General features: G+C 35.6%; 19 protein-coding genes. 10 read left to right on the plus strand and 9 right to left on the minus strand.

Translation table 11 applies throughout. The features are described from left to right. Window positions 1–40 precede the first annotated feature (40 nt). Window positions 41–1,432 (plus strand): dihydrolipoyl dehydrogenase, encoded by a 1,392-nt coding sequence (gene lpdA / locus ACJRPK_RS06650; protein ID WP_407139145.1) that lies wholly within the window; start codon window positions 41–43, stop codon window positions 1,430–1,432. A 68-nt stretch (window positions 1,433–1,500) separates the two neighbouring features. On the opposite strand, the gene ACJRPK_RS06655 is transcribed toward lpdA, so the two are convergent. From ACJRPK_RS06655 to ACJRPK_RS06675, 5 genes are all read right to left on the minus strand, one after another. Continuing rightward, window positions 1,501–3,261 carry a hypothetical protein gene (locus tag ACJRPK_RS06655; protein WP_407139147.1) on the minus strand — a complete coding sequence of 587 codons (1,761 nt, stop codon included), beginning with the start codon at window positions 3,259–3,261 and terminating at the stop codon, window positions 1,501–1,503. 35 nt (window positions 3,262–3,296) lie between these two features. Beyond that, window positions 3,297–3,725 carry a hypothetical protein gene (locus ACJRPK_RS06660; RefSeq protein ID WP_407139148.1) on the minus strand — a complete coding sequence of 143 codons (429 nt, stop codon included), beginning with the start codon at window positions 3,723–3,725 and terminating at the stop codon, window positions 3,297–3,299. 83 nt (window positions 3,726–3,808) lie between these two features. After that, complete coding sequence (locus tag ACJRPK_RS06665; RefSeq protein WP_407139149.1) at window positions 3,809–4,537, minus strand: diphthine--ammonia ligase; 729 nt, start codon at window positions 4,535–4,537, stop codon at window positions 3,809–3,811. Further along, on the minus strand, window positions 4,537–4,953 hold the full coding sequence (aroQ, locus tag ACJRPK_RS06670; protein ID WP_407139151.1) for a type II 3-dehydroquinate dehydratase: 417 nt from the start codon (window positions 4,951–4,953) through the stop codon (window positions 4,537–4,539). Before aroQ ends, ACJRPK_RS06665 begins: the two co-directional genes overlap by 1 nt. A gap of 111 nt (window positions 4,954–5,064) precedes the next feature. Then, complete coding sequence (locus ACJRPK_RS06675; protein ID WP_407139152.1) at window positions 5,065–5,667, minus strand: porin family protein; 603 nt, start codon at window positions 5,665–5,667, stop codon at window positions 5,065–5,067. A gap of 182 nt (window positions 5,668–5,849) precedes the next feature. Between ACJRPK_RS06675 and xerD the strand changes: the two genes are divergently transcribed. Next, complete coding sequence (xerD, locus tag ACJRPK_RS06680; RefSeq protein ID WP_407139154.1) at window positions 5,850–6,746, plus strand: site-specific tyrosine recombinase XerD; 897 nt, start codon at window positions 5,850–5,852, stop codon at window positions 6,744–6,746. Between the two features lie 64 nt (window positions 6,747–6,810). Here the strand turns inward: xerD and ACJRPK_RS06685 are convergent, their stop codons facing one another. Both ACJRPK_RS06685 and ACJRPK_RS06690 read right to left on the minus strand, forming a co-directional pair. Continuing rightward, window positions 6,811–7,683 (minus strand): anti-sigma factor, encoded by an 873-nt coding sequence (locus tag ACJRPK_RS06685; RefSeq protein WP_407139156.1) that lies wholly within the window; start codon window positions 7,681–7,683, stop codon window positions 6,811–6,813. An 81-nt stretch (window positions 7,684–7,764) separates the two neighbouring features. Further along, window positions 7,765–9,303, minus strand: a complete 1,539-nt coding sequence (locus tag ACJRPK_RS06690) for an NAD(P)H-hydrate dehydratase (RefSeq protein ID WP_407139158.1) — start codon at window positions 9,301–9,303, stop codon at window positions 7,765–7,767. A gap of 332 nt (window positions 9,304–9,635) precedes the next feature. Between ACJRPK_RS06690 and thrA the strand changes: the two genes are divergently transcribed. The 3 genes from thrA to thrC are packed head-to-tail and all read left to right on the plus strand — an operon-like array spanning window position 9,636 to window position 14,342. After that, complete coding sequence (gene thrA, locus ACJRPK_RS06695) at window positions 9,636–12,080, plus strand: bifunctional aspartate kinase/homoserine dehydrogenase I (RefSeq protein ID WP_407139160.1); 2,445 nt, start codon at window positions 9,636–9,638, stop codon at window positions 12,078–12,080. An 11-nt stretch (window positions 12,081–12,091) separates the two neighbouring features. Continuing rightward, a complete protein-coding gene (locus ACJRPK_RS06700; protein ID WP_407139162.1) occupies window positions 12,092–13,015 on the plus strand; it encodes a homoserine kinase in 924 nt (307 codons plus the stop codon). A gap of 37 nt (window positions 13,016–13,052) precedes the next feature. Beyond that, entirely contained in the window at window positions 13,053–14,342 is a 1,290-nt protein-coding gene (thrC, locus tag ACJRPK_RS06705; RefSeq protein WP_407139164.1) for a threonine synthase, read from the plus strand. Between the two features lie 45 nt (window positions 14,343–14,387). Here thrC and ACJRPK_RS06710 read toward each other — a convergent pair whose 3' ends face one another. Next, complete coding sequence (locus tag ACJRPK_RS06710) at window positions 14,388–15,275, minus strand: M28 family peptidase (protein WP_407139165.1); 888 nt, start codon at window positions 15,273–15,275, stop codon at window positions 14,388–14,390. 627 nt (window positions 15,276–15,902) lie between these two features. Between ACJRPK_RS06710 and ACJRPK_RS06715 the strand changes: the two genes are divergently transcribed. The 3 genes from ACJRPK_RS06715 to ACJRPK_RS06725 all read left to right on the plus strand — a co-directional run bounded on the left by ACJRPK_RS06715 (window position 15,903) and on the right by ACJRPK_RS06725 (window position 17,420). Then, the gene (locus ACJRPK_RS06715; protein ID WP_407139166.1) at window positions 15,903–16,289 is read left to right on the plus strand and encodes a hypothetical protein; all 387 of its coding nucleotides are present in this window, start codon (window positions 15,903–15,905) and stop codon (window positions 16,287–16,289) included. A gap of 228 nt (window positions 16,290–16,517) precedes the next feature. Then, window positions 16,518–17,135 carry a YqaA family protein gene (locus tag ACJRPK_RS06720; RefSeq protein WP_407139167.1) on the plus strand — a complete coding sequence of 206 codons (618 nt, stop codon included), beginning with the start codon at window positions 16,518–16,520 and terminating at the stop codon, window positions 17,133–17,135. Window positions 17,136–17,150: 15 nt separating this feature from the next. After that, the gene (locus ACJRPK_RS06725) at window positions 17,151–17,420 is read left to right on the plus strand and encodes a DUF3817 domain-containing protein (protein ID WP_407139168.1); all 270 of its coding nucleotides are present in this window, start codon (window positions 17,151–17,153) and stop codon (window positions 17,418–17,420) included. Between the two features lie 39 nt (window positions 17,421–17,459). On the opposite strand, the gene ACJRPK_RS06730 is transcribed toward ACJRPK_RS06725, so the two are convergent. Continuing rightward, window positions 17,460–19,505, minus strand: a complete 2,046-nt coding sequence (locus tag ACJRPK_RS06730) for an HD family phosphohydrolase (RefSeq protein ID WP_407139169.1) — start codon at window positions 19,503–19,505, stop codon at window positions 17,460–17,462. Between the two features lie 145 nt (window positions 19,506–19,650). Here ACJRPK_RS06730 and ACJRPK_RS06735 point away from each other — a divergent pair, with 145 nt between their 5' ends. Next, complete coding sequence (locus ACJRPK_RS06735) at window positions 19,651–20,829, plus strand: acetyl-CoA C-acyltransferase (protein ID WP_407139170.1); 1,179 nt, start codon at window positions 19,651–19,653, stop codon at window positions 20,827–20,829. 35 nt (window positions 20,830–20,864) lie between these two features. Further along, window positions 20,865–21,614 carry an NlpC/P60 family protein gene (locus tag ACJRPK_RS06740; protein ID WP_407139171.1) on the plus strand — a complete coding sequence of 250 codons (750 nt, stop codon included), beginning with the start codon at window positions 20,865–20,867 and terminating at the stop codon, window positions 21,612–21,614. Window positions 21,615–21,672 lie beyond the last annotated feature (58 nt).

Raw genomic sequence — 21,672 nt, forward strand, 5'->3', positions numbered from 1 at the left:
CAATAATGCGTAAATTCGTCACTTCAAAAAATTGACATTTATGAGCGCATATGATATTATCGTGCTAGGAAGCGGTCCGGGAGGATATGTGACTGCTATTCGAGCTTCGCAATTAGGATTTAAAACAGCTGTAATCGAAAAAGAAAACCTGGGTGGTGTTTGTTTAAATTGGGGATGTATTCCAACAAAAGCATTGCTTAAAAGTGCACAAGTATTTGACTATTTAAAACATGCATCAGATTACGGATTAACTGTTGAAAAGTTTGATAAGGATTTTGACGCTGTGGTAAACAGAAGTCGCGGTGTTGCTGACGGAATGAGCAAAGGTGTTCAGTTCTTGATGAAAAAAAATAAAATTGATGTTCTTGATGGTTTTGGTAAACTAAAATCCAATTCACAAGTTACAGTAACAGATAGTAATGGCAAAGCAACCGATTATGAAGCTAAGCACATCATTATAGCAACTGGTGCAAGATCTCGTGAACTACCGAATTTACCTCAGGATGGCGAAAAAGTTATTGGATATCGCAAAGCGATGAGTCTAAAACAACAACCTAAAAAAATGATCGTAGTAGGTTCTGGTGCAATTGGTGTTGAGTTCGCTCATTTTTATAACTCCATGGGTACTGAAGTAACGATCGTTGAATTCTTACCTAATTTAGTTCCGTTAGAGGACGAAGAAGTTTCAAAACAGTTTGAACGTAGTTTTAAGAAAGCCGGGATTAAGGTAATGACAAATTCTTCAGTTGAAAGTGTTGATACTTCCGGTGATGGTGTAAAGGCAACGGTTAAGACGAAAAAAGGCGAGGAAATCCTTGAAGCAGATGTTGTTTTATCTGCTGTTGGTATCAAAACAAATATAGAAGGTATCGGCCTGGAAGATTTGGGCATTGCTACCGATAGAGATAAGATTGTTGTGAATGATTGGTATCAAACTAATATCCCTGGCGTCTATGCTATTGGAGATGTTGTGCCGGGACCAGCCTTAGCCCACGTTGCTTCAGCTGAAGGTATTATCTGTGTTGAAAAAATTGCAGGAATGCATGTGGAAGCATTAGATTACGGTAACATTCCAGGATGTACATACGCTACGCCTGAAATTGCAAGTGTAGGTTTAACTGAAAAGCAAGCTAAAGAAGCTGGCCACGAAATTAAGGTAGGTAAATTTCCTTTTTCGGCATCTGGTAAAGCAAGTGCAGCCGGTACAAAAGATGGTTTTGTGAAGGTAATCTACGACGCAAAATACGGTGAATGGTTAGGTTGTCATATGATTGGCGCAGGTGTTACCGATATGATTGCCGAAGCAGTGTTAGGTAGAAAATTGGAAACAACAGGTCATGAAGTTTTGAAAGCAGTGCATCCTCACCCTACAATGAGTGAAGCTGTTATGGAAGCTACTGCCGATGCATATGGTGAAGTTATTCACCTATAATACTACTAATTGTAGATCATTAAAATATTGAAAAAGTCCGGTAAAAAATCTTACCGGACTTTTTTTTATTAATTTGATAAGCCTGAAATACTAAAAGAAGGTACCGGTAATCTCAATCCAAAAAACCAATAAGGATCCCCTGTAAATACGTTGATAGCTAAGCCCGTTTGCAGGTAATCATGAAGTGCCGAAATTACAATTCCTGTACCTAACTCAGGTACATCATCGCCGTCAAAATCCGGTGCAGAAATATGCAAACCGATTCCCCAATCAAATATCCGATTATAAGCCACAGATTGTCTTCTTAACTTCTGGTCAAAAACTCCCTTAAGCAGCATATTATAATACGGCGCCATTTGAAATTGTGTTTCAATAGCTGTACGTGAGAGCGGATCGGCAAATACAACCCCGACCGTTCCTTCAATATGAGGTAATACTTTATACAAATAAACTTCTCGAGTCTCTTGATATATTTCTTTTGTAGGAGCTCTCAATAGTAATTTAAATAAAATTCGATCTCCTTGTTGCCTGATACCGGTGGTATACAGATCTAATTCAGTATCTTTTGGCGCCTCTGACAGCATCAGATTTAAAACTTCATCTGAAAATTGTAAGGCCTCAAAATCTACCTCGACTCCATGAAGTAATGATTTGATATTTTTAAATAGTGAATCCTGAGATACAATTTCTAACCACGAGGTATACGTTGTTATGATTTTGGTCAATTCTTCCCCAAGTGTAGCGATCTCTTCAGTATCCTGACCAAGCTTTTTTAAATTCTCGTAAGTATTAACAAATTTTAAAACAAGTTGCTTGCCCTCTTGTTCTGTAATATATATAAGATCCTCTTCGATTTGATTAACAACCGAAACTATCGCTTCTTTAGAATCCAATGAAAGGTTTTGATAAAATTTCAATTTTTGCTCGATTGTTTTGATGAAAAATTTGAAATCAACTATTAATTCTTTGATTTGGGATTGAATTGTCTGATAGCTGGAATGGTCTATATTTTCAAGTGCCGCTTCTAAATTTTCAAATAAATTCTTACTATCTAAAAATAATAATTCTTTGATTCGATCAACTTCAGTTTCTATGTACTTTTTAATAACAGATAAATCTTGGTTGCGATTTTTAGCCGCAATTTCATTAAGCTGTTTTAATGCAGCAACTTGCTCTTTAGTTGGTAGAATCTGCCATCGCTCCACCTCATAGCGTTCTTGCGGTTCGATATTATCAAATCCGGGCAAGTGTAAAGGCAATGGTTCTCTTTTACTATATAACCAAGCTCCTAACTGCAAATACACCCCCTCTTCTTGCGCTGTAATTTGTACTTCAGCACGCATTCGGTTTAAAACAACAGAAGTCCGTGCATAAATGTCCTCCGGTCTAAAGCCACCGGGACCTTCTTCGATATAAGGATCAATTTGTGTTAAAGCCTCCACCGGAGCAACTAACTGCTGCATAGTACTCACCCACTCTTTATTCAGTAAGCTATTCTCTTTGAATTTTCTATAGTCATATTCCTCCAGGAGAATTTTGAATTGAGACAGTACTTTGTTTCGCTCTTCCAAAGCTATAGAGAGCTTGTTTATTTTACTTACTATATCAGAAGGCAGTCCTTGGAAAGTTAATCCTTTTACTTTATCCAGTAAGTCATCTATAGCAATTTGAATTTGGAGTGTACTGTTAATATCAGATACTTTGTTGTTGACATATGATTCCCGAATTTCATTTTGAGCTGTCCGATACTTACCGTCACGATCTACCTCAATAACTCGCAAAACGGACTCCACTTGTTGCGAATAAAGCGTAGTCGAAACAAAGATCAAAAAACAAGAGCTATATGTAAAAAAGAAGCGACGCGTCATAAGGCTGTTAAATCTTTATCGTATGCCATTGCTCTAAATATGAGTCGGTCAATATAATACACCGAACGATTATCCAATTTGGACACTGCAACATAATCAGCAACATTATCAAAAACATTCGTGATTGAGATCATGACCAAAGCATTCAACCCCTCTGATTCCAATGGTTTAAGTCTTGGATTTATTTTTAAACTAAAAAGAATATCTTTTATTAAAGATATATTAGGTGCATGCACCACACGAACTCCTTTATAAAAAATATCTGATGAATTAATTAAAACCGTACATTTTTCAACAGCTCTAATAGCGATATCACTACTTCCTAAGACTAATAAAACTGTTACCGGCTCGTTTTTTAGAAAATCGATAAAAACATGCTGAGCTTCGTCTGGATCATTTTCAGATAATGTGAGCGGAAGAATCATAGATTTTAATTTTACAACATAGCTTAAAGGTACACAATTCCATAGATTTATGGTTTGGGCTTTTCAATAAATTATAAAATGTATTATTTAGGTAGTAAATCGCAAAACCAAAAAGAAGTATCCCAAGATACCTCATCTTCATCTTTATAACAATTATCCTCTTTTTTTGTCGTCGGTTTATAGTCTCTTTTGATTATGTCACCTATAGTAAACTCTATAGGATTATTAAAAATGGGACCGTCAAAAACGAAGGTGTGAAATTCACCGTTTTCACCACACGGATCTACTTCTAGAGGTAAATCATCGATAAATTCATGATCAATTACCCTCCCACAAAACGAGGCATCCAAAAATTTTGCATTTACACAAACCGTTATGGCTTTAAACCCAAGATCTATAAAACTTTTAATAAGTTCTTTTGTGTTTTTTTTCCATAAGGGGAATAAAGCTTGAATATTAAGTGTAGAAAGTTGTTTTTCGCGGTATTTTCTGAGATCTTCCAAAAAAATATCGCCAAAAACACAATGCGTGAATCCTGCTTCTTTTAAATTCTCCACTTTATGCTTAAAAATTTGAGTATACGCTTCCATAGATACTGTGGCAGGCAGGTATATCTTTTCTAGAGGTATCCCTAAACTTTGTGCCTGTTGATCAAGTAAAGTCTCTCTCAATCCATGCATTGACACACGCTCATAGTCCTTATTAACTGTAGTTATCAATCGGGTTATTTCAACATCCGATTGTTGTAACATATAGTACAGTGCTAAGCTTGAATCCTTACCACTACTCCAATTGAAATACGTTTTTCTCATTACTCCAACAAGCTATGAATTCCTAACACATAACTTTTGAGACCAAACCCTACAATGACACCTTTAGCGTTGGGAGAGATAAACGAAGTATGTCTAAATTTTTCTCTACTAAAAGTATTAGAAATATGCACTTCTACCACTGGAACAGAAACCGATTTTATAGCATCTCCTATTCCAATAGACGTATGTGTATAGGCTCCGGCATTCAATACGATCCCGTCAAATACTTCATCTGCATTTTGAATATGAGAAATAAGCTCTCCTTCTATATTGGATTGTTGGTATGCTAGTTCGACATCTTTAAAATCAAACTGTAATTTGGTGAAAAATGTTTCAAACGTTTGATGACCATATATAGTAGGCTCCCGTTTGCCAAGCATGTTAAGATTAGGACCGTTGAGGATCAATATTTTCATGGTTTATTTTATTTTGTAGCTCTCACAAAGGTATTTAAATTTTTAAGTATAACTTAAAAATAATAAAGCACCCGTACGGGTGCTTTATAAATCTATATTACTTCAAAGTTGTTAGAATTTATATCCAACAGCAAACTGAATTACAGAATTTTTTTGATTTACCTCATCAGAACCTTCGAAATCGTTAATGTTTGATAAACCTAAGTTATAACGACCATCAAAGAAAAGACCTCCTTCTAATTGATACCCTAAACCAAAGTTTAAACCAAAATCAACAGTCGATAAATCATCTTTAATATCTGTATCATATTCTACAGTAACATTCTGTTCTGTATACTCTCCCTCATCTTTTGCTGAAACTAAAATTCCAAGTTGAGGACCAGCTTGTAAACTTAATCCTTCAGCTACATAAAATTTTGCCATCATTGGTATATTAATATACGAAAGTTTGACAGTTGACTCATCACTAAATCCTACATCACTATCCTCATACTTAGCTCCTTGTGTAGAAAATAAAACTTCTGGTTGAAAAGCAAATTTATCACTTACAGGAATTTCTACAACCCCACCTAAAGTAAATCCTATCTTAGAACTAAGCTCATCAGTGAAATCACCAGTGATAGATGCAATATTAAGACCTGCTTTAGCTCCAAATCTTACAGCTTCTTCTTGAGCACTTAAATTGGATAACATTACCGTTGCAAATGCAACCATGAGAGATTTTTTTAACATAATAAAAATTTTAAAGTTTAAAAGTTTCGTCAAATGTATGATTTAATTCGATAAACTACGTAAAAATAAATAAAAAGTTAATACTATCTTAAAATATCAAAATACTATGTTTAATCTCTTTTTCCTAATATTCTCTACTTAAATTTGTACTAAATGAACCATTTATGAACTGGGATCATGCAATTACCGATTATACACATTATCTCAAAATTGAGCGGGGACTCTCGCAAAATTCTGTGTCCAGTTATGTGCTTGATCTAAAGAAGCTGATAAAATTTTTAAATGCTAATAATATTAGCGCTTCACCTGTTTCCATTTCAAAAGAAATCATACAGCAATTTATTTATGAAATAGCGCAAGAACTGAATCCAAGATCGCAATCAAGAGTAATTTCGGGACTCAAGTCCTTTTTCAACTATTTGGTATTTGAAAAGTACCGAACTACCAACCCAACAGAATTACTTGAAGCACCTAAAATTGGAAGAAAATTACCGGATACACTTTCTGTTAATGAAATAGATACCTTAATTGCAGCTATTGATCTTTCTACGGAGTTGGGAGAGCGCAATCGAGCTATTATAGAAACTTTATACGGTTGTGGGTTACGTGTTAGTGAACTTATAGAGCTACGTCTTTCTAATTTATTTTTTAAAGAAGGTTTTATCAGTGTAACCGGTAAGGGTGACAAGCAACGCTTTGTTCCTATAAGTCATACTACAGAAAAGTATATTGAAATATATCGTACGCAGGTACGAAATCATATGTCGATACAAGCTGGATATGAAGACACTTTGTTTCTTAACCGAAGAGGAAAACAACTTACTAGAGCGATGATCTTTACCATAATAAAACAATTGGTAAAATTAAGTGGTCTACAAAAAAATGTGAGTCCGCACACCTTTAGACATTCTTTTGCAACCCACCTCTTAGAAAATGGAGCCGATCTACGTGCTATACAACTAATGTTAGGACACGAGAGCATCACCACTACAGAAATTTATATGCATATGGATCGCAGTATGCTAACCGATATTATGAATACATATCATCCAAGAAGATAATCCTCACAAATAAAAAACCTCAATCGAGCTAACGATTGAGGTTTTAATTATTAGAATTTTATTTTTAAAAATTCGGACGTGTTGCTCTACCTGAAGGCATTGCATTATCCGAAATCATATCTACAGGATTATTCAGCCCGGTTGTGATGCCTGCAGTAGCAGTTAACGGTTTTATAAAAAATGGTGCCGGATCTCGATCTTCAAAAGGTTCTATTGTAATAAATACTTCTTTACCCCTTACATCAGCAGGAAAAGTAACTCCTGTTAACGGAATTTGGCTTGGAATGATTAAAAAATCTTCGCCCGGGTACGGAGGAATGGTACCGCCTGATCCTTTGAAAAAATTAGCGTCATCGATAGCATTAACTTTGGTAAATGTTCCTGTGGATACTTTTTTACCATCAAAATCAACCCATCCTTCATATTTCCATCCTTTGCCCAATGCTGGCAACGTTAAACTTGCACTGCCTCCATTACGAAACCAAACACCAAATTCATCATTGTCAGAAGCTTCATCCGTGGGTGTATGCAATACAAACTGCCCTGAAGTATTGGATAAACCATCCTCTACAACCGGTTTAAAATCTAAAGAAGCAGAAGTTCCGTTGAATTTTCCTTTTAATATAAAGGCTCCAGAAGGCTCAGGATCATTATCATTAACCGGTTCTATAGACAATAAAAACTCTGTTGCATCATCTAGGTCTGAAGCTAGTACAGATAAGTTGACCGTATTCGTTGGATCCGTAAAACGTTCTGTTGGTTTTGCCTCACCATTAACTACTAGCCATCCTTGATAGGACGTACCACCTGTTAAGCGTTCCAGTCCAATAGTTTGAATACTTAAAACTTCTGTCGCAGGACCATCATCTTTTGAACATCCTGTAAGTAATAACCCACCTGTAAGGATACAGGCCAGCATTTTTCTCTTTATCATCATATTGCTTTCTTTAATTATTTTGTTCAATCTAATATAACTATGAAAAACGAATTTCATTGTACAAATGAACAAATTTAATTTTTAAGAATTCTCAGTTTGTGCAGGTGTTTTAATTTCAAATAAATTTAAAAATGATTTACCTATATACTGCACTACATCTGTAGCTAATAGACCTTGATACCCTGTAGTTTGAATAGCCAAATCCCCGGAAAGTCCATGCAAATAAACCCCCATTAATGTGGCGTGTAGCGGATTATATTCTTGAGCTAATAAACCTGTAATAATTCCGGTAAGCGCATCTCCCGTACCACCTGTCGCCATTCCGGGATTTCCTGTTGTATTGATATACAACGTATCGTCGTTCACAATTAAAGTATAGGCTCCTTTTATAACTAAGATACATTGATATCGTTTGGAGTACTCCTTGGCTTTTTTGATTTTTTCAAAATCATCTTTCCAAGAGCCAACGAGTCGTTCTAGCTCCTTTGGATGTGGGGTTAGGATGGAACCCGAAGGGATATGTTTGGATAAGTCTCCATGTTGAGCCATGCTATTCAATGCATCTGCATCCAAAACAATTGGAATTTCTATCTTTTTTAAGAAATTTTCGAATGCCAGTATAGTTTTCTTATTTGTCCCCATTCCCATTCCAATGCCAATCGCATTTGGTTCTACATCATAATCTATCGCTTCAATATAATTATCATTATCGTCTGTCACTACCATGGCCGTAGGTACTGCGGTTTGCAATGCTGTATAACCACAATCTGGAATATAGGATGTTGCTAATCCCGCACCTACTCGCATAGCAGCCTCTGTTGCTATTATCATACTTCCGATTTTACCGTAGCTGCCGCCAATCAAAAGACAGTGTCCGTAGGTTCCTTTATGAGCAAATTTCTCTCGTGGTTGATACATGGATCGTATCATATTTTTGCTGATAAGCTCAGCTACACCATTGCTCTCATTTATAAAATGTTGGTCCAGTCCGATATCCAATACCTCAAAATCACGACTGTACACCGCGGTTTCCGGAAGAAAGAAAGCAAGTTTTGGTGTTTGAAAGGTAAACGTTGTAGAAGCCTTTATTACACCGTCAGAAGTATCCGGTGCTCTATCCGCATACAAACCTGAAGGAATATCTATGGACAACACAAAAGCATCGCTTGCATTAATGTGCTGGATTAACTTTGCTACCCATGAAACCAACGGACGATTAAGCCCTATTCCAAAAATTGCATCAACTACTATATCTTTTTCAGATAACTGCGGAAAATCAGTCTCGGATTTCAGTTGGGTTGGCCATGTGGTGTTTAATGCAATTAATCGATCATAATTCTTTAAAAAATCATCTGACCTTTTATCAGTAAAGTTGACTATATAAGTCTTCACTTTATAACCGTGTTCCAGTAATAATCTGGAAAGTACCAAACCATCGCCACCATTATTACCTATACCACAAAAAATATGAAATAAAACATCGGCCCCCTTCAATTTTGCATGAATGCTATTAAAAATTTGCGTTGCCGCACGCTCCATTAGTTCTAAAGAGTTTATATTTTGAGATCGTAAAGTAGCCTGATCTGCCTTTTGCAATTGTTCTGCTGAAAGAATTTTCATCTAATTTATATGAATTTAACAATAAAAGCTTATAAAATATATCTAATTGACAAATATTCTATAAGTTTTATTAGATTTTAAGTTTTTTGATTTATAATGAATACATTTGAAATATAAAGATATAATAATCCTATGTTCAGTACCGCTAACCTATCGGTTTTCTTTTCCAAAAGTTTGTTATCACCTTCTCCGGTGATTGGCAATATTGGCGGTATGTTTATTTTTACTACAATTACCCTTTGGGGTTATGTTTCTATATAGTATCCGCACCTTTTATAGTTTTTTCTAAAAACTAAATCAAATAATTTTATTTCACAAAAAAAAATTGATGTATGAAAGTACTCAAATTTGGAGGGTCTTCTGTAAAAAACGCAGAGGCAATCACTCAGACTATTAAAATAATTAAAGAATATGCCGAGCAACAAGACATTTATGTAGTGATTTCTGCATTAGGTGGCGTAACAGATCTTCTCGTACGTGCTGGCTATCTGGCAGAGACTAATGACTCAGCCTATAAAAATATTATAAACCAACTTGAAACGCTGCATTTTGACATCGTAAAAAAACTGATTCCGGTGACGAATCAGAGCGGAATTATAAGTCAGTTAAAGATTCATTTTAATGCAATCGAATCCTTGTGTGAAGGTGTATTTCTCTTGAACGAGCTTTCGCCAAGAACCTTATCATTAGTTACGGGTTATGGAGAAATTTTATCATCTCATATACTTTATGAAGTTCTCAAAAATGCCGGAGCAAGCGTTAGTCTGAAAAATTCACGAGATTTTATCATTTGTGATGCAGAAAAATCTGTGTCCGTTATTTATCCGGTTACCTATAAAAAATTACTGGATTATGAGCAAGAGCGAAAAGAAAAGATCGCTCTCTTTCCAGGATTTATTGCCAATACGATAACAGGTCACCCTACCACCCTGGGTCGTGGAGGTTCTGATTACACGGCTGCTATACTTGCAGCAGCTCTCAATGCGGATGAGCTTCTGATATGGACTGATGTTAGTGGTATGTTTTCAGCCAATCCACGTATTGTCAAGCAAGCAAAAGCCATTCCTCATATTACGTATCAAGAAGCAATGGAGCTTTCGCATTTTGGCGCCAAGGTGATCTACCCTCCTACCATTCAGCCGGTATTAGAAAAGAAAATTCCAATCAGAATAAAAAACACCTTCCACCCGGAAGCAAAAGGTACCCTAATTACTGAAAACGTAGACGGGCACACCTATTCTGTCACGGGAATAACGCACATAGATCACATTACTATAGTCTCGGTAGAAGGTAGTGGTATGGTCGGTATTCCGGGGTTTTCTAAGCGCTTGTTCGAAAAGTTATACCAAGAAAATGTCAATGTGGTTTTGATCACCCAAGCCTCCTCAGAGCATTCGATTTGTTTAGCAATCCATGAAGATGATGCGGGAAAAGCAAAAAAAGCATTGGATGAAGTTTTTGAATTCGAAATTGAAAAGAAAATTCTTAAACCCACTCTGGTAGAAAAGGATCTGGCCATTGTAGCATTGGTCGGAGATAATATGTACAAACATCAAGGACTAAGTGGTAAGATGTTTAGTACGTTGGGCAAGAATAATGTAAACATACGCGCCATCGCACAAGGAGCCTCAGAAAAAAACATATCGGTGGTCATTGAAAGAAATGATGTCAAAAAAGCCTTGAACACCTTACACGAACGTTTCTTTGAGGTAAAAACCAAACAGCTCAACCTTTTCGTTACAGGTGTTGGTAATGTAGGTGCTAAATTATTAGGTCAGTTAGAAAAACAAAAAGAATACCTCAAGAAAGAACTCCATTTAAAGTTAAAGATTGTAGGAATTTCAAACTCAAGGACAATGTGTTTCGATGAGCATGGGATTTCAATAGAAACTTGGAAAGAACATTTAGCTGCAGGGGTTCCGGCAAATCCGGATAACTTCTTTGAAACTGCCAAACATCTTAATCTTCGTAACTCCATATTTATTGATAATACAGCGGATCCAGACATTGCATCCATGTATCCCCAGTATCTTAATCAAAGTATATCGGTGGTTACCTGTAATAAAATAGCCTGTTCCGCTTCTTTACAGCAATATAAACACCTAAAAAATATCGCCAAAAAATATAACGCTTCGTTTTTATATGAGACGAATGTGGGAGCAGGTTTACCAATTATTGATACGCTAAATAATTTGATTGCTTCAGGAGACAGGGTTCACAAAATACAAGCAGTACTCTCTGGGAGCCTCAACTTTGTCTTCAATAATTACAATGGAGAAACACCCTTTCACGCAATTGTAAAACGTGCTCAGGAAGAAGGTTTTACTGAACCGGATCCAAAAATCGATCTTAGTGGTATTGATGTAGCGAGAAAAATATTGATTCTGGCCAGAGAAAGTGGTTTAGAGCTGGAGTTAGAAGATATCATCAATGATTCTTTTTTACCTCAAAACTGTTTAGACAGTGAAACCGTTGATGCATTTTACTCATGTCTAAAACTAGAAGAACACCATTTCAAAAATAAGCTTGACCATGCAAAGGCTGCTAATTGCAAATTAAAATATGTTGCGCAATTGGATAACGGACAAGCAAAAGTTGGATTACAGGAAATTCCTGTGAACCATGATTTTTACAATCTTGAAGGTAGCGACAACATCGTTTTGTTCTATACTGATCGCTATCCCGAGAATCCATTACTTGTCAAAGGTGCCGGCGCAGGTGCTGCAGTGACAGCATCAGGAATCTTTGCCGATATCATTAGAATTGGTAGAATTTAATTTGGACGGTTATGAAAAAAATCAAAATTTTTAGTCCTGGAACCATTGCTAATTTATCTTGTGGATTTGATGTCATTGGATGTTGTCTAGACACTATCGGTGATGAGATGACCATTGCCATAGAACCGGGTACTGGTGTTTTTATCACAAAAATAGAAGGTGCTGATTTACCCAAAGAGGCACACCTCAATGTTGCCGGAGTGGCAGTACAAGCACTTCTAGACGAATTAGATCAGGAAATACAAGTGACAATAACAATTCTCAAAAACATTAAAGCTGGTAGTGGTATTGGTAGTAGTGCGGCGAGTAGCGCCGGAGCCGTTTGGGCAGTAAATGAACTTCTGAACAAGCCATTTGCGCCACATGATTTAATTAGGTTTGCTATGCAGGGAGAAAAACTAGCTAGTGGTAATGCTCATGCTGATAATGTAGCCCCTGCACTTTTAGGGGGATTCACATTGATACGGAGCTACACTCCACTTGATATCGTTAAACTACCATATCCTGAAGATTTAATTGCTATTGTGGTGCATCCGCAAATCGAAGTAAAAACATCAGATGCTCGCGCTGTGCTAAAACAAAACGTGACCCTTACAGACGCAATTACACAATGGGGAAATGTAGGAGGTTTGGTAGCAGGGCTGTGTTTAAATGATTATCAATTAATTGGTAGAAGTCTAGAAGACGTAATCATAGAACCACTTCGTTCAATTCTAATACCGAAATTTGAGCAGGTTAAAAAAGCAGCTTTAGCACAAGGAGCTTTAGGATGTGGGATTTCGGGTTCTGGTCCATCTATTTTCGCACTAAGCCAAGGTATAGAAACTGCTAATGAGGTTGCTAAGGCCATGCATGAAGTGTATAGAAATGCCGAAATTGATTTTGATATCTATATTTCAAATATCAATAGTACAGGTATACGAAGAATCGATTAAGAAACAAATAATTCTCACAACTAAAAAATTACAATACATGTACTATTATAGTTTGAATAATAAGAAACACCGTGTTTCATTTGAGGAAGCAGTAGTTTCAGGAATAGCTCCGGACCGAGGACTTTATTTTCCTGAAAAAATAGAAAAATTACCAGCATCATTCTATAACGAAATAGAACAAATGAGCGCTACCCAAATTGCGTATATGGTCATTGAGCAATTCATGGGTACTAGTATTCCTAAAAATCACTTACTACAAATTTTGGACGAAGTGTTAGACTTTGATTTCCCGGTAGTACCTATTGATGAATCTATCAGCTCTCTCGAACTCTTTCATGGTCCTACCATGGCATTCAAGGATGTTGGCGCCAGATTTATGGCTAAATGTTTGGAGTATTTCAATAAAAACACCGGACGTAAAACGACGGTGCTCGTAGCAACTTCAGGGGATACGGGTGGTGCAGTAGCTAAAGGTTTTTTCAAGACAGATAACGTAGAGGTAATTATTTTATACCCACAAAACAAAGTGAGTGATGTACAAGAGAAGCAACTAACTACTCTAGAGCATAATATCACTGCGTTAGAAGTACAAGGTACTTTTGATGATTGTCAAGAAATGGTCAAAACCGCATTTTTGGATGAAGAACTAAAATCTAAACGTAATCTAACCTCTGCTAATTCTATCAACATAGCCCGTTGGTTACCACAAACCTTTTATTATTTCATTGCTTATAAACAGTTAAAGTCTCTCAAAAAGGAACTGGTATTTTCAGTTCCAAGTGGCAACTTTGGAAATATTTGTGCAGGAATTGTAGCAAAAAAATTAGGTTTGCCCATTAGTCATTTTGTAGCCTCAACAAATAGCAACGATATTATTCCAAGATATCTGAGTACAGGAATTTATAGCCCTAGACCATCTGTTGCAACACTATCGAACGCCATGGATGTAGGCAATCCCAGCAACTTTATCAGGATTCAACACTTATTCAAAAATGATGATGCAGCATTAAAATCCGAATTCAGTTCATATAGCTTTAACGATAAAGAAACAAATTCTGCAATTCAGGAATTGTACAAAACTGCCAACTACATTGCAGATCCACATGGAGCTGTTGGGTATTTGGGATTGAAAAAACATGGCCTACAACCTAATGAAATTGGAGTATTTTTAGAAACAGCACATCCTATCAAATTTAGATCAACAGTAGAAAAGGAACTCGGTATCACACTGCCACTACCCGATCAAATTAAAGATATAATGCAAAAAAAGAAAAACAGTATTTTGATCAAAGATTATAAAAACTTAAAAGCCTTTCTCAGCAAATAAGAAAGGCTTTAAAAATACGTATTGATAAGCTTTAATTTGTATTAATTATCTGGAAAGGACTTTTAAAACATTTAAAACAATATCAGTAGTTGATGCTAAATATTTAAAATTCACAGTAGTATAAGTATCTGACGCTTGATGAACATATGGAGAGTTATCAGCATTCTTAAGCTCTGATGTTACGGTTATTGTTTCGAAGCCCAATGTCGAAAAAATACGACTTTCTGGGGTGGATACCAGTCTTTTAAAAACAGGTACCGGTGATTCCATTCGGTATAAAGATTCAAGACTAATATTTGAAGACAGCAATTCAATTGCTCTGTCTTCATCAAGATCCCAACCCATATAATCTACACGATGCATAGAATGAATATTGACCTTATCATCCTTCATCTTTTTGGCAAACATACGGCATCCGATCATATTGGTTTCTTGTTGATCAAAATAGGCTATTATAAAATTCTTACTGCGTGTTGGTAACTTTACCAACTGGGATGCCACATAATGAGTTAATGCTAAACCAGTAGCATTATGAATTGCACCCGGGGAGTCTTCTGCAGTATCATAATGCGAAGCTAAGACAACATATTCCTCTGAGGGTGTTGTTGAGGGTATTACGGCATATACATTAGTTCCAGAATATTGCTTTCCTTTTTTATCCTGCACATTGTAGGAATTCTTTTTAGGCTTTAAGTCAATTTCTTTTAATAAATCCTCTAGATAATCCGCAACGATTTTGCGTTCACTTGTTTTGGATCTGCTTTCTATTTTCTTCTTACCCTTTATAGGTAAGTGTCCTGTCAATTTACCTACAATATCCTTTTGAACATTAATCATATCTGATTCTCTAAGTTCATATTCAGATTGCGCAAAGGAAAACTGAAAGGTGAAGATAAGTAGTAGTAAAATTCCGTTTTTACAGTTTAAATTCATTTTATTTTAAATTTGGGATCTAATTTTGCTTGCTAAAGGGCAAATTTAGTAAACATTAGATAATATTACAATGTACAATTTTTTTTTACAATTCAAAATAATCAATAACTATTCCTTTTATTATTATTTGCCATTAAAAAAAGAAGCAAAAATCTCTTAACTATTTATAATACAGGTAGTTCAGGCAATTGTTAAAGTTTATTTGTCTTCCCAAAAAACAATGATGAATCTAAATCATCACTGGTGGTATAGACTTATTAGGAGTAGGATGCTTCAAAAAACAGTTATTAAAGTATAAAAAATGAAGAACTTACCTCCTGTATTCAAGGGAGGTAAGTTTAAGGGGAAAACAAAAAAAGTAAGGGAAAAATTGTAATTGGAATACTTCTCAAAGATACTAAGTTCAGTAGATAAATCGCTACGGTTAAACCTCAAACTTTAGCAGGAATACCGGCACTTCCCGCGATAGATAAGCCGTAAGCGAATACCAGGATTTTGGTAATTGAGAGAAATTGGATTTATTTCAAAATCCTTATTTCGAAATAAATCCTAAAAACATTTTATAAAAAAGGTAATTAGGAGTAAATTTGCAGCAGAATTTTTAACCATCATTATAAATCAACTTCTTTGGAAAATAAAAAGGCATTGCAATTAATCGATAAAATCTTAGCAGATTTAAATCGTTCAGGTATCATTACTAATACATTAATTGAGGATTTAAAGGAATTGCGTACCTATGCAATTGAGGAACAAATCCCTTTAGCAGTAAAGGTCTTGCGTTATGCTTATGAGCATATAGAAGAGAATGATAGCTTCCTTATTCCAATTCCTGAAGATGAACCTATCGAAGAAGAAGGAGATGGAGAGGATAAGGAGCAAACAGATACTACAGGCTCAGAAGAAGCGTTGGATCCTGTTGAGAGTCTTTCGTATATGGTCTCCTTATTTAAAGACTTAACAAATAAAATGAATGTGGCTGATCTTAAAGAGTATAGAGACGCACTGAACGCTTAAGACTTCAATATCTTAAACACATGTACCCTAGCTATCTTTTAGTTAGGGTTTTTTGTATAAAAAAATCAAATTAATTTTAGTTTTTACCGTTATTCATACAAAAAGAAAAGATTAACTTTTTTTTAGATTAATTTATTAGATTTTGCTTAAAAAATAGCTGTATTTATACCTCATAAAACATGTATAAAACTTATTTTTGCACCATTGAAAAACGATCAGAAAAAGAATATGAAGAGTAATACCAGATCTGAAAAAAAGAGCAAACTACAGCTGCTTCACCAATACTATAGCTATACAGGGTTTTATAAGTTTTTAGGATTGAGTATGAAGAAGGCCTTACCCCCTATCCTTCTTTTTATAGCTGCTCTTTTGTTCGTAAATTACTTTGTAATAAATGTAAACGATGTACTATTATATGTAACTGAGAATTATTCAGATTATGTGGTTTTCGCTGTATTTTTTGCTTCAGAGTCCTTTTTAGGACTTGTACCTCCAGAAATTTTTATTGCCTGGAGTGACAAAGCAACCACCCCTATAGTATATCTATCTATATTGGCACTGCTCTCTTACATTGGTGGTATCATTTCTTATTTCATTGGTAAATCAATTACCAAAATTCCGGCTATGCATGATTATTTAGAAATTAAGATGGCTAAACATATTAAAAACACACGTAAATGGGGTGGTTTTTTAATTATAGTTGGTGCTTTACTTCCTATCCCTTTTTCAATGACAAGTATCGCTGCTGGAATGATAAAATATTCCTTTATCGGGTATTTACTTTTTGGTTTGCTTCGTTTTGTACGATTTTATCTCTACGCAATTGCAATTTTTAGTCTCCTTTAAAAAAATTACAAATACATGATCAACACGTTCAAAATTGTTAGTTACCTGGAAGGAATTTCATTTCTACTGATTCTTTTTATTACCATGCCACTTAAATATTTAATGGACATGCCAGAAGCTAACAAAACTGTGGGTATGGCACATGGTATCCTATTTGTAGCCTATGTAGCTCTGGCAGTTTTAGTAAGATCCGCTAAAAACTGGAATAGTAAAACTTTAGGAATTGTTCTTATTTGTTCGCTAATTCCCTTCGGAACTTTTTGGATGGATAAAAAGTATTTATAAGCTTTAGTGGTACCTTTTACTTTTGACGCACGTTCCTTTTTATTCGGGATACTCGATTCTCAAATGATAGATATTTGTTAATTTTCGTTTAAAAACCTTTTTAACCTGTTGTATTTCTTTAAAGGTTATATTGGAATTTAAAAATTGACCCTCGGCCATTTGCTTATTGATAATTTTTTCGACAAAAGTATCGATTAGACTACTGGTAGGATTTTTTAAACTCTTTGAAGCTGCTTCGACACTATCACTCATCATTAAGATGGCAGTTTCTTTAGAAAAAGGCTTAGGTCCCGGATATTGAAAATCCTGAATCAGAACATTGTCGTTTACTTCTTTTTCTTTACTATAGAAATAATAAACCGTACTCGTACCATGGTGCGTTCGAATAAAATCAATGATTCGATCGGGTAATTTATTTCGCTTTGCAATTTCTACCCCTCTAATTACATGGTCTATAATAATTTTGGCACTTTCTTTTGCAGATAATACATCATGTGCATTTCCGGAAGCCGATTGATTCTCCGTAAAATATGTCGGATTTGCCATTTTACCAATATCATGATATAAAGCTCCTACTCTAACTAACATAGAGTTCGCACCAATCTCATTAGCAGCAGCTTCCGCTATATTAGCCACATTTAAGGAATGATGAAAAGTACCCGGTGCCTTATCAGAAAGTTCCTTTAGTAATTTAGAATTGGTATCACTGAGCTCTAATAATGAAACATCAGAAACTAATCCGAATATTTTCTCATAAGCGTAAATTAGAGGATGTACCATAAGCGTTGCCAATCCACCAAGAACAAAGAACAGAACTGTAGTCCAATCGATTGTGTTTACGTTACCTTCATGAATCAGATGAAACGCAATATACGCTAAGATATAGTTCGTCGTAATTTGTCCAACTGACAAAAATAAATTAGCTCGTCTAAAAGATTCGGAGATCGTCAGAATAGTCACAATACCTGCAATAATCTGCAAAAAAGTATACTCATAACTATTAGGAACCACAAAACCCAGGATCAAAACAGTAATAACATGCGTAAAAAGACCTACTCTAGAATCAAAAAAGGCTTTTAAAACTAATGGCAATATACTTAGCGGTACAATATAAATGTAATTAGCTTTATATTTTACAACCAAGGTAGTTACAATAACCATTATAAGTACATTAAATATAATAAACGTTACTTGCGCATTATTATCAAAAATATCTTTTCTGTACTTTCTCAAAAATAATAGAAGCATCAACAATGCAAGAGAAACTAAGACACTATAGCCAACAACAATCCAGTAGAAATTTTTATCACTCCAGACTTGAGATTCATATTCGGATTTGAGCGATATCAACATTTGTAGTTTGATACCCTCGACCACTTCGCCCTTGGCAATTATCCTACTATTTTTGGATACACTACCCCGGGTAGTAAGTACTTTATCTATCTCATTTTGTAAGCTACTTTCTGTTAATTCTCTGTTCAGTCGAACATTTGGGCTAACTAAATCATAGAACAACGCTATAAATCCATTTTTGAATTTTGCGTATTCACTATTGTCTATTCTAGAGTTTATCAAACTCGTAAGTTGGTCCGATGTAAGTAGTTGTCCGTAAGAAACTGCCTCCGCCTGATTACCTTTATTTAAATATATCTGTCTTTTTTCATCGTATGCATAACGTTCTTCTAAAACACCGTAACGATAAATATCATTTAGTAGGATACGTCCAAAAAGTCTAGCCTGATCCCCAGAACTACTTAAATCCAATACCTTAAGGTTGGAAGCAAAAGTCTCTGAAAATGCCTGTTTAGCTCTATTAGCAATTACGGTATCATACTCAAAGTAGGGAATGCTATTCTCCGCGATTTTTGCCTTATCAGCCTCTACTTCTTCAGGTGTTTTTGCTATAGCAAAATCAAAAGGTGCATATAAGTTATCGTATTGCCACGGCTTTCCTTTGGTGAATTCGTACTTAAACACGCCTCCTTTAGGAAATATGTATACAATTAAAAAAGAAGCACAGATAAATAATAGCGCTTTATAAATATATGACTGATTTTTATAAAGCTGATTCAAAAAATTTTTCACTAGAGCGGATTCATTTATTTAATCAAAAGTACTAAAAATTATGAGAGTACTGATAGCATGAGACTGTTGGTAACTTCCTTATGCAAATCCTACAAAAATCCTTAAATTCGCAAAATAACAATACACACATTTTAAAATCTATATAATGAGTAAAGAAGTTGTAATAGTATCGGCTGCACGTACGCCGATTGGAAGTTTTATGGGAAGCCTGTCGACGGTACCTGCTGTTCAATTAGGTGCTACTGCAATCAAAGGTGCTTTGGACAAAATTAATCTTAAACCTGAAATGGTACAGGAAGTTATCATGGGTAACGTTGTACAAGCTGGTAATGGTCAAGCTCCTGCAAGACAAGCCGCCATTGCTGCCGGTATTGGATTTGAGGTTCCTTGTACTACCATTAACAAAGTTTGTGCAAGTGGTATGAAAGCGGTGATGCAAGCTGCACAATCTATTGCGCTGGGTGATGCAGATATTATTGTAGCAGGTGGTATGGAGAACATGAGCTTGATTCCTCATTATGTACGCTTGAGAAATGGACATAAATTCGGCCCTCAAACACTGGAAGATGGCATGCAAAAAGACGGTTTAGTTGATGCATATGATCATAATGCAATGGGAGTTTGTGCAGATTTATGCGCTAAGGAATATGAGTTTTCCAGAGAGGATCAGGATGCTTTTGCTATTGAATCTTATAAGCGTTCTGCAAAGGCTTGGGAAGAAGGTAAATTTGATAATGAAGTAGTTCCTGTAGCGGTTCCGCAACGAAGAGGAGAGCCTGTAATGGTGTCGCAAGATGAAGAATTTAAAAATGTAAAAATGGATAAGATCCCATCTTTACGTCCGGCTTTTTCTAAAGATGGTACGGTAACTGCTGCCAATGCTTCGACAATAAATGATGGGGCCGGTGCGGTAATAGTAATGAGTGCCGATAAAGCAAAAGAGCTAGGATTAACACCACTAGTGAAAATTAAATCATATGCTGATGCAGCGCATGAGCCGGTTTGGTTTACTACTGCACCTTCAAAAGCTTTACCTAAAGCTATATCTAAAGCAGGGATTTCATTAGATGATGTGGATTACTTCGAGTTTAATGAAGCATTTTCTGTCGTAGGTCTTGCCAATATGAAAATTCTTGGATTAAACAGTGAAAATACTAATGTAAATGGTGGAGCTGTTTCTTTAGGACACCCTCTGGGATGTTCGGGCGTTAGAATTTTAATCACCTTAATGAATGTCTTAGATCAAAACAATGGTAAAATTGGTGCCGCTGCAATTTGCAACGGTGGTGGTGGTGCTTCTGCAATGGTTATTGAGCGCATGTAGCAAAAGCATAAGATTAATTAACTTATAACATTTACATGCAATACGGTATTTGCAATCTTAGTATTGTTCCTCTGCGTTTTGAGCCTAGAGATCCAAGTGAAATGGTTTCTCAAGTTTTTTATGGCGAGCATTTCAAAGTTTTGGAACAACGAAAAAAATGGAGTCGCATTAGACTAGCTTTCGATAAGTATGAAGGTTGGATTGATAATAAGCAATATCTGGAAATTGATGAAGCTACCTATAAAGATATAGCGGACAAACCAGTAAGTTTGGTTGGCGATATGGTTGAATTTGTAAGTACTGAAAACAAACAACTCTTACCAATTCCATTTGGTTCATCTTTAGTAGCTTTAGACGTTTTCAGACACAGCTATGATGGTATTCGTATTGAAAAAAAAGGTGCAAAAAGCAAGCTAGTAGAAACTGCCTATTTATTTCTTAACGCACCATATTTGTGGGGTGGTAAAACTATATTCGGAATTGATTGTAGTGGTTTCACGCAAATGGTTTATAAATTAAACGGCTATAAACTACTTAGAGATGCCTCTCAACAAGCCACTCAAGGTGAAGCTTTAAGCTTTATTGAGGAAAGTGAACCCGGAGATTTAGCTTTTTTTGATAATGATGAGGGTGCCATAACACATGTGGGCATTATTATGCAGGATAATTATATAATCCATGCACACGGTCATGTGCGGGTAGATCGTCTTGATCATACCGGAATCTTCAATACTGAAAAACGCACACACACCCACAAACTGAGAGTAATAAAACGTATTGTTTGATTCTATAAACTAGTATATAAAAAGCCGTATGAAACTAATTCATACGGCTTTTTAATTA

This window comes from Aquimarina sp. 2-A2 (assembly GCF_045505135.1).
Taxonomy (GTDB): domain Bacteria; phylum Bacteroidota; class Bacteroidia; order Flavobacteriales; family Flavobacteriaceae; genus Aquimarina; species Aquimarina intermedia.